Origin of the sequence: Desulfomicrobium macestii, assembly GCF_014873765.1 — a bacterium.
Classification (GTDB): Bacteria; Desulfobacterota; Desulfovibrionia; order Desulfovibrionales; family Desulfomicrobiaceae; genus Desulfomicrobium; species Desulfomicrobium macestii.
In genome coordinates, this window is the sequence record NZ_JADBGG010000042.1 from 15,043 (window position 1) to 27,933 (window position 12,891).

Sequence of the window (12,891 nt, forward strand, 5' to 3'; positions counted from 1 at the left end):
CACGACCTCCTAGTGCGCCCCGCCGTAGAGCAGCGGCTTGAAATTGAATGACTTGACCCGTTCCTCGTTGTGGCAGCCAACGCAGTCGTCCATGGTCAGTTTGCCCTTGATCAGCTCCGCATCCCCACCGCTTTCGGCATGGTCACTTCCCGGACCATGACAGACTTCGCATCCGGCATCAGCCAGATGCGGGGTCTTTTCGTAGCTGACGAACCCGCCAGGCTTGCCGAACCCCGTGGTATGGCATCCGTAGCAGGTTGCAAGTTCGGCTTCGCTAAGATCCGAAGCCATGATCTTCACGGATTTGTCCGAATGAGCTTTCTTGGCGTACTTGGTGAAATTTTCATACTGTTCTTCATGACAGTCCTTGCATGCGGCAGTGCCTACATACGAGTTTTCCGCCATCGCGGAAAACGGCCACAGTAGGCACACCAGCAAAAAAGCATGCCATACATTGAGCACGACTCGTCCTTCCATTCCCCCTCCTTGAACGGATACAATCAGAGCGACCCCGGTCTTGCAAAGCGAATCGCCATGCCGATTCTTCTTACATGTCTTCAAAATGTTACATGAAAAAACAAATAACGTCAATAGCTTGCCTGCGAATTCGCAATCACGCCTTAATGTTGTCATAGAACGGCAACGACTTTTGCTCCAATGGAAAAACAAGAATTTTACCAATGACATACAATTACACAAAACAAATTCCCCCTAGGTTGTCACACATGGACATTTGTATGACAGCCTGGGGGAATCACGTATTCAAAAGAACGACTCGCAGGGGCCCGTCCGAATCCATGCCCCTTTCATCTCGATTTACGTCACCGGAAGAAAATTCATGAATCAACGCTAAATGCCTTTCAAAGTCAAAACCCCCCGCCGCAAGCGCAACGAGGGGTTTTGATCATGAAAGCGTCTCAGCCTAAATGACGGCGGCCGGACTCTGACGTGACCGGAGTCACTTCCGGGAAGCCGAATCCAGCCAGGACGACAAGTTGTCGATCTGATTTCTTACGGACCCAGGACCCGTTCCGCCAGGAACATGTCTTCTGGCCACGGCATTCCCGTAATCAAGGACCGCGAAGACATCTTCATCGATATCCGGGGAAAAGCGCTGCAACTGGGCAATATCCAGATCCTCAAGCCCTATCCCCTGCTCCTCCGCAAAGGCCACGGCCGCGCCCGTGATATGGTGCGCCTGCCGAAAAGGCACGCCCTTGGCCGCCAGATAATCGGCAAGCTCCGTGGCGTTCAAAAATCCGGCCTTCAGGGCCCGCTGCATGCGTTCGCGGTTGAAACCAAGCTCCGAGAGCATCCCGGCCATGATGGCAAGGGACGGCGCAACCGTGTCGTGCGTGTCCAGAAAAGGCTCTTTGTCTTCCTGCATGTCCCGGTTGTAGGCCATGGGCAGGCCCTTCATGAGGGTCAAGAGCGCCATGAGATCGCCATAGACCCGGCCAGTCTTGCCCCGCATGAGCTCGGCCACGTCAGGATTCTTCTTCTGGGGCATGATGGACGAACCCGTGGAATAGGCGTCCGGCAGGCGCACAAATCCGAACTGGGGGTTGGCCCAAATGACGATCTCCTCGCACAGACGCGAGAGGTGCATCATGATCAGGCTGCCGCAGAACGTGGCTTCGAGCACGAAGTCACGGTCCGAGACGGCGTCCATGCTGTTGGCGAACGTCCCGGCAAGACCCAGGGTCGAGGCGACCTGCCCCGGATCAAGGGGATGGGTCGTTCCGGCCAGGGCCGCGGCGCCCAGAGGCGAAATCCTGGTCCGGGCCAGGGCATCGCGAACCCGGTCGTGGTCGCGGCAAAACATCTGGGCGTAGGCCAGAAGATGCTGGGCCAGACTGACGGGCTGGGCGGGCTGGAAATGGGTGCACCCCGGCAGAAGCGCATCCTGATGCTCCCCGGCCCGCTCGGTCAGCACCCCGATCAGATCGCACAGGTTCGCGGCCCATTCGTCAAGACACGCGGCGACAAAAAGCCGGAAATCAAGAGCCACCTGATCGTTGCGCGAACGCCCCGTGTGCAGCTTCTGGCCCGGAGTACCGACGATCTCTGTCAGGCGCTGCTCGATGTTCATGTGCACATCTTCGAGGTCTTGCCGCCAGACAAAGGTCCCGTCCGCGATCTCGCCCCGGATCTGCTCCAGGCCCTGGTGGATGGCGTCGCATTCGGCCTGGCTGATGATGCCCTGCTGGGCCAGCATGGAAGAATGTGCCTTGGAGCCGTCGATATCCTGGGCATGCAGGCGTGAATCAAAATCCACGGAACAGGTGTAACGCTCGACCAGGGGGGCGGTGTCGCCGGAAAAGCGGCCGCCCCACAATTTCTTTTCCTTCTGCGTCGAAGTCATGGCCTAGCCCTTGATCTTGTTCAGAAAAGGCTGGCGGGCCTGCAGGCGAAGGCCGTGCAGCTTGATGAATCCGGCTGCGTCGGCCTGATTGTACACCTCATCCTTCTCGAAAGTGGCCAGCTCCGGATTGTAAAGAGAATACGGAGACTTGCGCCCAAGCGGATAGACCCCGCCCTTGTAGAGCTTCAGGCGCACGGTCCCGGTCACGGTCTCCTGGGCCTTGTCCATGAAGGCCTGAAGCGCCTCGCGTTCGGGCGCGAACCAGTAGCCGTTATAGACCATCTCGGCGTAGCGCGGAATGAGCGTGTCCCGCAGATGCAAAAGCTCACGATCCATGCACACCCCTTCAAGATCACGGTGGGCGCGCTGCAGGATGGCTCCGCCAGGAGTCTCGTAAACGCCGCGCGACTTCATGCCCACGAAGCGGTTCTCGACCATGTCCAGACGGCCGATGCCGTGGCGACCACCCAGCTCGTTCAAGGCCGCGAGCATTTTCGCGGGGGTCAGGGCCTGACCGTCCAAGGCCACGGGATTGCCCTGCTCGAAGTCCAGCGTGATGACTTCCGGCGTATCCGGCGCGTCCTCGGGATTGACGCTCATCTGGTAGGTGCCGGGGCCGGGCTCGGACCACGGATCTTCCAGCTCTCCGCCCTCGAAGCTCAGATGCAGCAGGTTGCGGTCGCAGGAGTAGGGTTTTTCCCGGGTCACGGGCACGGAGATGCCGTTCTCCTCGCAGAAGGCGAGCAGGTCGGTGCGCGAGTTGAGGTCCCATTCACGCCAGGGCGCGATGGTTTTGAGCTGCGGGGCCAAGGCCAGGGTCGAAAGTTCAAAGCGGACCTGGTCGTTGCCCTTGCCCGTGGCGCCATGGGCCACGGCCTGGGCGCCTTCGGCCAGGGCGATCTCGACCATGCGCTTGGCGATGAGCGGACGGGCAATGGATGTGCCGAGCAGGTATCCGCCCTCATAGACCGCGTTGGCCCGAAACATGGGGAAAACATAATCGGCCACGAACTCTTCCTGCAGATCCACGACATAGGCCTTGGTCGCGCCGGTGGAAAGAGCCTTGTCCTCCAGGCCGTCCAGCTCCTCGCCCTGACCCAGATCCGCGGTCATGGTGATGACTTCGCATTCGTAGGTTTTCTTGATCCATTTCAGGATGGCCGAGGTATCGAGGCCGCCCGAGTACGCCAATACGACTTTTTCTATCTTGCTCATGAAAGTGCTCCGTTATGCGAGGCGGCAATGCCGCATTAGCTGTATATCCATTCCAGGATGGCCTTCTGCATGTGCAGACGGTTTTCGGCCTGATCAAAAACGATGGACTGAGGCCCTTCGAAGACCGACTCGCTGATCTCCTCGCCACGGTGGGCGGGCAGGCAGTGCAGCACCTTGGCATTCGGATCGGCCAGGGCGAGCAGTTCTTCGTCGAGCTGGTATCCGGCAAAGGCTTTTTCGCGCTTCTTCTGCTCCGCTTCCTGCCCCATGGAGGCCCACACGTCGGTATTGACGAAATGGGATCCGGCGATGGCCGCCTTCGGATCATCGGTGACGTAGACCTTGGCGCCCATTTTCAGTGCTCGTTCCAGCACCGCCGTGTTCGGGGTGTATCCCTCGGGACAGGCGATATTGAGCTGGAATCCGAAATATACGCTGGCGTTGATCCAGGAATTGGCCATGTTGTTTCCGTCGCCGATCCAGGAGATGACCAGGTCCTTGAGGTTCGTGGTCCGCTCGTAAATGGTGAGCATGTCGCTCATGATCTGACAGGGATGAAACATGTCCGTCAAAGCGTTGACCACGGGGATGCTACCATGGCGGGCCAGCTCCTCGACGTTTTTCTGGGCAAAGGTGCGCACGACCATGCCCTGCACGTAGCGGGAGAGCACGCGGGCCGTGTCGTTCAAGGGTTCGCTGCGGCCCAGCTGGGAATCGGCGGGGGTCATGAAGATCGTATCGCCGCCCAGATGACGGATGCCGACCTCGAAAGATACGCGCGTACGGGTGGAGGCCTTCTCGAAAATCATGGCCAGAGTCTTTCCCGCGAGCAGGTCGGAACGGTAATCCCCGTCCTTCATTTCCTTGGCCCGCAGCACCAGATCCATGGCCTCGGTGGCCATCAGACTATTAATCGATAAAAAATGCTTCATGATATCACCCGATCATCCGGTGGGCCGGTTTATGTGTTACGCCATGTTCGCAAAAAGATGATTTCTACAGACCTTCTCCCCGGTTTGTAAAGAGCATGGTAACAACCCGGAATAAAGCAAAAAAGCCAGCGCGCGGGCACTGGCTTTCGTAACGGGCGGGAGGATGGGCTTATTCTTGCGCGGCGTGGCGTGCAAACCCCGCGGCCATGCTCCGGGACAAGGTCCGCATGACCGCATAGGTCGGGTCTTCGGGCAAGCGACGCGAGCTTCGGAACAGGGCGAAGTCCTTGTCCGGCGTACTCTCCATGGTGGCGGCCTGGGCCGCGGACCAGATCAGCCCGCCGTCCGGCACCCAGTGAATCTCGACCGTCGCGCCGATGGAGGTCCGTCCAGTGCGCGAGCCCTCGAAAAACTGGGACACGTTGCCGCTGACCAAAATATTGGCGCCCCTGGCTCTGGCCTGCGCCATGGCCTCCTCAATACCCGGCCATGGCCTGGAAGAATCGTATTCCATGACCTCGAAGACCCCGCGAGCAAGCCACGCGAGCCGGAAGATGTCCGCCATCTCCCTGCCCACGTCCTTGCGCACGGCAATGTCCTGACGCAGGGCAAAAGGCAGAATCAGGGCCCGCAGGCCCGTTTCGGGCAGGGACCGGGGCGTCACCGCCTCGACCAGCTCGCTCAACACAACCGGGGCGTCGTCGTGATAGCGGATTTCGCTCAGACTCACATCGACCGGTGAATACGCGCACCCGCAACACAAGAGCACGAACAGCATGCAAAATTTCATGACAGCATCTCCTTGGCAGGCGTTTTCAAGCAAGATAGATACCAAGCGCAACATAAACCGCTGCAGGAGAACACCGTGACCACCCCCCGCGAATCCGCCCCCTTGCGCTATCGCCTGACCCACCAGGAAAGCCTGCTCGGCGTGGCCTACTTCAGCCCCGCTCCCGCCCAATCCCTGACTCTGGAAGAATGCCTGGAGCATGTCCGCCGCGCGCCCAACGACGAGTTCATGCGCGCCCACGTCCGCCAACTCCTGGCCGCCCTCGACGCGCACAGTCTGCGCGCCCTGCACGCGGATGCCGATCCCGTCGTCAAGAGCCTTGTCCTGGAAACCGTCCTCCTGACTCCGACCCACGCGGATCTTTGGACGCAGTTGCGTGCGCAGGCAAAGGCAGCGGCGGAACTGACACCCCAGATATTTCTAAGGAGCGTGTCCCTGCCGGACCATGATCTCCATGCCCGCGCAAGCCGGCTGCTGGCCGCAAACATTTTCGAGCACCAGCCCCTGCCCGGCGACATGGGCGCCCTGCCGCTCACGGCGGCTCCGGATTCTGACGCGGCCGACCCGGCCATGCTCAAGTCCGCCCTTGATCCCCTGCCCCACTGTCCCAGACGCCCGGCCCGGCAGACATACGCGCTGGCCATGGAACGACTCTACGGACTGGGCATCCTCGACGGGCCGGAGATGCGCCACCACGCATCCCTGGCCCCATGGGGGCTGCTGCGCCGCTGGAAGCTGGACCGCGCGACTTGCAGCGGCCGTTTCAACCACCGCCTGGAAGGACTCATGACCAGCTACGGCCGGGGGCTTTGCCTTGAAGACGCGCAGGCCTCCCTGGCCATGGAGATCGTGGAACGCTACAGCTCCTTCGCCGACATCCGGGGGCTGCGCATCTCGGGCAGCGGGGATGAAGGCGAAATTCGCGTGGGCACCTGCCGCGAACTTGGCGACAGGGCGCTTGACCCGAACAGCAAGCGTCTTGAAGTGCCCTACGCGGGCCAGACCCTGCACTGGATGACCGCCCGGGACAGAAACGGACAAGCCCGGTTCGTTCCGGTCCAATCCGTATATCTGTTCACCAACCTGGACGAGATCCGCCTCTTCAGCGGGCTGGGTTCCACGGGCCTGGCCTCGGGAAACACCCCGGAAGAGGCCAAGGTCAGCGGATTGCTTGAGGTCGTGGAGCGCGATGCCGAGGCGGTCGGCGTGTTCGACCCGGCGCGGTGCTTCCGGGTGCAAAGCGGGGATGAAGGGATAAACCGAGTGCTGGAGCAGTATCGTGCGCAGGGCATCGACCCCGTTTTTCAGGATCTGACCACGGACCTTGGCGTGCCCTGCTATAAATGTTTCGCGCAGATGCGCGAAGGCGGGCTGGTCAAGGCCACGGGGGCATCCCTTTCGGGCATGCGGGCGGCGCTCTCGGCCCTGACCGAGACCCCGTTCCCCTTTCCCGGCAGGGAGGCGTCGGCGCAGGGGCCGGACGGCCTGCCCGTGCGCACGCTCGAAGACCTGCCGGATCATTCGACGGGTTCGGCAGCGGGCGACCTGGCCCTGCTCGAAGCGATCCTGGATGCCCGGGGCCATTCGCCGCTCTATGCCGATCTGACCAAGCGGGAACTGCGCCTGCCGGTCTTTCGCGCCATCGTGCCGGGCCTTGAAATCGTCTCGGATTTCGACCGCTTCACGCGCATAAGCCCAAGGCTGTGGAGGGATGTGCTCAGACTGAAGGGAAGAGGCGCCTGAAGGACTCTTCGGCATCGAGACGGACCGAGGCCACGGCCAGCTCCGTCAGCGCGTCCATTTCCTGGCCGTGGTCATGGCCCATGAGATGCAGCAGGCCGTGGGCCAAAAGACGCACGGTGTATTCGTGGGTGTCCTGGTTGTAGAGCCAGGATTCCCGGGCCAGGGTCTCGGCGGACAGCACCAGATCCCCCAACCAGTCTTCCTCGCCTCCGGGAAAGCTGAGCACATTGGTCGGCCCCAGGCAGCCCATGAACCGCTCGTTCAATTCGGCCATTTCCCGGTCATCGACAATGCGCAGGGAGATCTGCCACTCATCGAGCCCAAAAGTCGCGGCCAATCCCTCGAAAATCTCCATGAGCTCCGGCCCCGACAGGGGGAAGCGGGGATCAACCGGCACGGCCTGATCCAGATGCAGCATCAGCCCTCCCGCACCGGCGTGACCCGGCGGCCCTTGCCGCGCCCGGCCTGTCCGGACGCATCGCCTTCGCGCGTCTGCGTGGCCTGCATGGTTTGTCGATGCCGGTCATAGGCGCGGACAATGCGGCCCACCAGCGGATGGCGGATGACGTCCGCCTCGGTGAAATGAACCATGGCGATGCCCTGCACATCCTTCAGCACATCCATGGCCTGCACCAGGCCCGACCCGATATGGCCGGGCAGGTCGATCTGGGTGATGTCGCCGGTGACCACGGCCCGCGATCCGTAGCCCAGGCGGGTCAGAAACATCTTCATCTGCTCCGGGGACGTGTTCTGGGCCTCGTCGAGAATGACGAAGGCGTTGTTCAGCGTACGGCCGCGCATGAAGGCCAGGGGCGCGATCTCGATGGCCCCGGTGCCGATCATCTCCTGCACCTTGGCGTAGTCGAGCATGTCGTGCAGCGCGTCATAGAGCGGGCGCAGATACGGGTTTATCTTCTCCGCCAGGTCGCCGGGCAGGAATCCGAGCTTTTCGCCCGCCTCCACGGCCGGTCGGGTCAGGATCAGGCGCTTGACCTTTTTCTGCAGAAACAGGGACACGCCCACGGCCACGGCCAGATAGGTCTTGCCGGTCCCGGCCGGGCCGATGCCCAGGGTCAGGTCCAGTTCACGCATGGCGTGCAGGTACTCGCGCTGGGTCACGGTCTTGGGGCTGACCGACTTGCGGGATGAAACCGCGAAAAGCGCTTCCTGGTAATAGCTCTTGAGCGGGGTGGACGGATCGCGCAGCATGATGCGCAGACTCTGTTCTATGTCGCGCTCGAAAAGCTGGTGGCCTCCGCGCACCAGATCATAAATCTGGGCGAAATACCGGCAGACCAGACCGACCATGAGCGGATCTTCGCCAAAGATCGAAAGCGCGTTGCCCCGGCTCTCGACGCGCACGCCCGTCATTGTGGCCACGGTATCCAGATAGGCATTCCCGGGGCCAAAGACTTCGCGAGCAAAGTCCGCGTTTTCAAAGGATATTTCCTGAATTTCCATATGATTCCATGCTCTGGGTGAATTGTTCAAAAATCCGTACCCGCCTGCGGCTCCATTTGCAAATCTCTCCGGAGTCCCGTAGAAGCTGACACTTGAACATCGAGGATTTCCAGCAACACCAAGCATCAGTTCCAGGCCCGTCTGCGGCCGTAAAAATATGAGTACAAAGAATAGAGAAGAAACCAGCCAACTGCCGGCCGTCAGGCAGGAAACGCAACTTGCTTTTCAAGAAGCAAAAAGCATGGTGAGGAAAGCTTTCGTGACCGCAATCAAGACCAATCTCGCATTTTTGGCCTGTTCGGGCATGTATGCCTACCGCTCCGGGCAGCGCTTCTGGGAACAAAAGGGCAGCTCCTGGTGGGCCAAATCCCGGGCCTTTTCCAAGACCGCATACCTGGCCCTGCAGGAAGACGCCTTCGGGTCCGACATCGTCATCGAGACCCTGGATATCGACCGCGTCCTGGAAGAGGGCAAACCCACACTCTCCATACCGTCCACTCCCGAAGCCGTGGACGACCTGGTCCACAGAAAAAAATCCTAGCCGCCCATTGAAAGGCTTCAAACGGCCAGGCTGCCGAAAAAACCGGGAGACGCGCGGAACAAGGAAAATCCAGGACCGAAGCGTAAGTGCGCCCGCATGGGCAGCGCTGCATACGTGAGGGCCTGGATATTCCGTGACGGCGAAGCAGATTGCCGTTTTTTTGTCGCAGTCTGCTAGCCGCCGATGGCCGTCATGGTCCTGTCGCAGACCTGATTGTGCTCGCGCTCCTGCAGCAGGCGGTAGCCCAGGGGCTTTTCCGCGTTGGCCCGGGCAAAGAGGTCGAGCATGTCCTGCATGGTATGCCCCGGATCGCGCAGTATGGACCGCACGTCATATTCCCGGTCTGAAAAAAGGCAGGTGCGCAGCTTGCCGTCGGAGGTGACCCGAAAGCGGTTGCAGCTCTCGCAGAAATGATTGCTGACCGCCGAAATGACCCCGATTCGCCCGGATCCGCCGGAAATACCGTACATCCGCGCAGGGCCGCTGTTGCGGGATGCTACGAGCACCTCCTCAAGCGGCACCAGCTTCTCCACTTCGGCGATGATCTCCTCGGCGGGCCAGTAATTGTCACGGCTCCAGCGCGACTGGTAGCCGATGGGCATGAACTCGATGAAGCGCACGTCCACCCCGTTGTCGCGGGCGAAATCCACGAATCCGGGCAGCTCATCATCGTTGAGCCCCTTCAGGGCCACGACATTGACCTTGACCCGCAGGCCACCCTTCAGACAGGCGTCGATGCCCGCCCGGACCTGATCGTAGGCGTCGATCTTGGTGATTTCCTCGAATTTTTTGCGCTGCAGGGTATCAAGAGAAACATTCAGGCAGGAGATACCGGCCTCACGCAATTCGTCCACGCGATCCGCGAGCAGGGTCCCGTTGGTGGTGATGCGCAGATCCAGGTCGGGATACTTGGCATGCAGACGCCCAACGAAAGGAATGAAATCCTTGCGTGCGAAAGGTTCACCACCGGTCAGGCGGACCTTCTCCACCCCGGCCTGCCTGGCCACGTCCACCAGCTCGGCCATCTCCTCGAAAGACAGAATCTGTTCGTGCGGTATGAAAGTCCATTCATCCTGGGGCCTGCAATACAGACAACGCAGATTGCAACGGTCCGTGATGCTCAGCCTCAGGTAACTGACTTTTCTGCCGTGGGAATCGATCAACATGGGTATACCTCGCGCAAATGTTGTGGCCGTAAGTAGTATGTCCGGCAAGGCAGTATGTAAAGTCAGCGTTGCCCTTCGAGACGAAGGTTTTCTTCCAGGGCGGGATCGATGGCCGGACGCACCGTGCGCAAAACCTTGTCCACCCCGACCATTCCAAGGGCCGCGCCCTTTATGGGCCGCACATCCTTGACCAGGCACAGAAGCACCTCGCCCCGGTCGGCCATTTTCAGATGACTGGCCAGGGCCGCCAGGGCCGCCGCTTCCTGGACGGTCCGCTCGGGCACTTCCTGGGCCGGGAAGTCGCGCTTGACGATGACGTGCGCGCCGGGGCCGTCCTGGGCGTGCAGCCAGTAATCAAAAGGACTGGCGGCCTGGGTCAGAAGCTGATGATTGGCCTGGGCGCTGCGGCCGCGCACAATGAGGAACCCGTCGGAGGAGCGGTAAGCCTGGACCTTGATCTTACGGTACTTGGCGGGGAGCACGACAGGCACGGGAGCTTTTGCGCCGCGCCCCGGCTCGGATTCGGCCGGCAGCACACCCTGACGGGCAGCATCCAGTTCCCGCTGGAGGGCCAGCACACGGGCGGCGACAATGCCGAGCCCCCGCTCGCCCTTGGCGGCGCGCATAAAAAAACGTTCCATGTTTTCGCGCACCGTCAGGCCAGGATCGAGACGCACTTCCACCTCCCCGCCCTCTTCATCCTCAAGGCGCAACACGGCCAGGCGGACATTCCTGTCCAGACGGTGCAGCTGAGCCTGCAGCAGCAGCCCTTCGCGACGCTTTTCGACCATGCCCTGCAAACGCTTGTGATCATCCTGCACCCGCTCAAGGGCGCGCCTGATGCGGCGAATGTTGCGGGCCACGGCGCTGTCGGCACCGGCATGAACCCGCTCCAGCCCGGCCAGTGTCTGGCCGTGGGCCATCTGCGCGGCCTCCAGAACGCTGGAACAGGCCCCTCCGTCGCGCAGGGGCCATAGACGGACCTGGGGGCGGTCCTGATGATCAAGGCCGTGATAAAAAGTGGACACGGTGCCGGCCTTCAGGTTCATCAGCAAGGTCTCGGCTTCGGCCGACGGAACCGAACGCAGATGATGGCGCAATGGAGGGGTCAAATGAGGAAGCGCCCTCCACAGCCCCTCCTCGCTTTTGATTCGCTCAAGTTCCGGCCAGACCGGCTCGCTTCCGAATCCGGGCGGCAACGCTTCCGTCAACAGCGGATTCGCGGCCAAATCAAGGACGAGCCACTTGCCTTCGCCCGGCGACAACTCAAGGGCCAGCCGCCGAAGCGGCCAGTCCGAAACGAGCCCGAGGACGCGACGTCCTTTGAGCCGTTTGCGCAACCACATGGCGCGGCCTGCCGGGTTATGGGGGTTTTCGGGCTTGTGGCGGCTCAGGTAGAGAAACGGCGTGGGTTTTGCCGTACACAGCACAAGATACCCGGCCCGACCAAGATCCAGGGTCCAGGTTTCGGGAAGAGGCGCAAAAACCTTCTCCACGCGCATGCCGACGATGCGCTCGGCTAATTCCCTGGCCACAAAACAGAAAACACTGGCGTCCATGGATTCACCCTAAAAAAAAGCGCGTCCCGCAAACGGCACGCGCTTCAATGAACATTAAACCGGTCGCAGCCCTAGTCACCGCGCAAACGCTCTTCCTCTTCCCTGCGGCTCTTGCATTCGATGCACAAGGTGGTCATCGGACGGGCTTTCAGGCGGGGAATCCCGATTTCCTCGTCGCAATCCTCGCAAACGCCGAAAGTGCCATCTTCGATACGGTCCAAGGCTTCGTTGATTTTCTTGATCAGCTTGCGGTCCCGGTCACGCAAACGCAGAGTGAACGTCCTGTCGGACTCGGCGGAAGCTCTGTCGGCAGGATCGGAATAGTATTCCACGTTGTCCGACATTTCTTCGATGGTCGCCTCACCCTGCCGCTGGATATCGTCAATCATCTGAGTCAAATATTCTTTGAAGAACTCAAGGTCTTTGGCTTCCATGATAATTCCTCCTGCACGCCTGTTAACTTAGGGAGAGTGTTTCTATTCACTGAAAAGCAAAAAGTAAAGCCCTTGACCGCCGGCAAGCCTCCCCCAAGGCACTTCCGCATGACCCGTTGCTGTTGACTGCTGTTTATCGCATAAAATCGAAAGATTATCGAGACCCGAAATCCGTACTTCCTTGAAAATATTTTTTCGGAGGGTCTTCGGGGCGGATCTGGGAGCGCGATATCGGAAAAAATGCCCTGACTCCAAATCCCAATTGTGTCGCGACCGTACATGTACCACATCGCCATCCTGCCGTTTTGATCCTGATTTCCGCCTCTTCACCCCCCGGGCCTGCACACATTCCCAGCCATTTTTACCGGTGTGTCCGGAGCAAAGGAAAAAAAATCTGTTTTTTTAATTGACAGCCAGCACCGCCCTTTATAAACACGTTTCCTCGTTGAGCGGGAGTAACTCAGTGGTAGAGTGCAACCTTGCCAAGGTTGAAGTCGCGAGTTCAAATCTCGTTTCCCGCTCCACAACGATGGCGGCATAGCCAAGTGGTAAGGCAGAGGTCTGCAAAACCTCCATTCTCCAGTTCAAATCGGTAGTGTGCGGGATCTTCAGCAAAAAGAAAGACCATGGCATATGTGGGTTGTACCACCAAACCACAACTCCCGGAGGAATCTGCCATGGTCAG

12 protein-coding genes and 2 tRNA genes are annotated in these 12,891 nt (G+C 60.3%); 4 read left to right on the forward strand and 10 right to left on the reverse strand.

Annotated features, from left to right (window positions below; translation table 11 throughout):
* Positions 1-9: 9 nt before the first annotated feature.
* The 5 genes from H4684_RS18375 to H4684_RS18395 form a co-directional block, all read right to left on the reverse strand.
* Positions 10-477: a cytochrome c family protein gene (locus tag H4684_RS18375; RefSeq protein WP_092193469.1), complete on the reverse strand. Its 468-nt coding sequence runs from the start codon at positions 475-477 to the stop codon at positions 10-12.
* Positions 478-958: 481 nt separating this feature from the next.
* A complete protein-coding gene (gene argH, locus H4684_RS18380) occupies positions 959-2,365 on the reverse strand; it encodes an argininosuccinate lyase (RefSeq protein WP_192624858.1) in 1,407 nt (468 codons plus the stop codon).
* Between the two features lie 3 nt (positions 2,366-2,368).
* Entirely contained in the window at positions 2,369-3,580 is a 1,212-nt protein-coding gene (locus tag H4684_RS18385) for an argininosuccinate synthase (RefSeq protein ID WP_092193472.1), read from the reverse strand.
* A 35-nt stretch (positions 3,581-3,615) separates the two neighbouring features.
* Positions 3,616-4,515 carry an ornithine carbamoyltransferase gene (gene argF, locus H4684_RS18390; protein ID WP_407644776.1) on the reverse strand — a complete coding sequence of 300 codons (900 nt, stop codon included), beginning with the start codon at positions 4,513-4,515 and terminating at the stop codon, positions 3,616-3,618.
* Positions 4,516-4,681: 166 nt separating this feature from the next.
* Positions 4,682-5,302 (reverse strand): hypothetical protein, encoded by a 621-nt coding sequence (locus H4684_RS18395; protein WP_192624860.1) that lies wholly within the window; start codon positions 5,300-5,302, stop codon positions 4,682-4,684.
* A gap of 75 nt (positions 5,303-5,377) precedes the next feature.
* Here H4684_RS18395 and H4684_RS21200 point away from each other — a divergent pair, with 75 nt between their 5' ends.
* Entirely contained in the window at positions 5,378-7,045 is a 1,668-nt protein-coding gene (locus tag H4684_RS21200; protein ID WP_192624861.1) for a YcaO-like family protein, read from the forward strand.
* On the opposite strand, the gene ybeY is transcribed toward H4684_RS21200, so the two are convergent.
* Positions 7,020-7,463, reverse strand: a complete 444-nt coding sequence (gene ybeY / locus H4684_RS18405) for an rRNA maturation RNase YbeY (RefSeq protein WP_192624862.1) — start codon at positions 7,461-7,463, stop codon at positions 7,020-7,022. The two genes, H4684_RS21200 and ybeY, sit on opposite strands and share 26 nt — an antisense overlap.
* The gene (locus H4684_RS18410) at positions 7,463-8,506 is read right to left on the reverse strand and encodes a PhoH family protein (protein ID WP_092193482.1); all 1,044 of its coding nucleotides are present in this window, start codon (positions 8,504-8,506) and stop codon (positions 7,463-7,465) included. The genes ybeY and H4684_RS18410 overlap by 1 nt, the downstream gene beginning before the upstream one ends.
* A 259-nt stretch (positions 8,507-8,765) precedes the next feature.
* Between H4684_RS18410 and H4684_RS18415 the strand changes: the two genes are divergently transcribed.
* Entirely contained in the window at positions 8,766-9,047 is a 282-nt protein-coding gene (locus H4684_RS18415; protein WP_143075684.1) for a hypothetical protein, read from the forward strand.
* A gap of 173 nt (positions 9,048-9,220) precedes the next feature.
* Here H4684_RS18415 and moaA read toward each other — a convergent pair whose 3' ends face one another.
* From moaA to dksA, 3 genes are all read right to left on the reverse strand, one after another.
* Positions 9,221-10,213: a GTP 3',8-cyclase MoaA gene (gene moaA, locus H4684_RS18420; RefSeq protein WP_192624863.1), complete on the reverse strand. Its 993-nt coding sequence runs from the start codon at positions 10,211-10,213 to the stop codon at positions 9,221-9,223.
* A gap of 62 nt (positions 10,214-10,275) precedes the next feature.
* Positions 10,276-11,772, reverse strand: a complete 1,497-nt coding sequence (locus tag H4684_RS18425) for an NFACT RNA binding domain-containing protein (protein WP_192624864.1) — start codon at positions 11,770-11,772, stop codon at positions 10,276-10,278.
* Between the two features lie 71 nt (positions 11,773-11,843).
* Complete coding sequence (gene dksA, locus H4684_RS18430) at positions 11,844-12,206, reverse strand: RNA polymerase-binding protein DksA (protein WP_092193488.1); 363 nt, start codon at positions 12,204-12,206, stop codon at positions 11,844-11,846.
* 449 nt (positions 12,207-12,655) lie between these two features.
* On the opposite strand from dksA, the gene H4684_RS18435 reads away from it, so the two are divergent.
* Both H4684_RS18435 and H4684_RS18440 read left to right on the forward strand, forming a co-directional pair.
* A tRNA-Gly gene (locus tag H4684_RS18435) sits at positions 12,656-12,730 on the forward strand.
* 11 nt (positions 12,731-12,741) lie between these two features.
* Positions 12,742-12,808: transfer RNA gene (locus tag H4684_RS18440), tRNA-Cys, on the forward strand.
* The last annotated feature ends 83 nt before the right edge of the window (positions 12,809-12,891 follow it).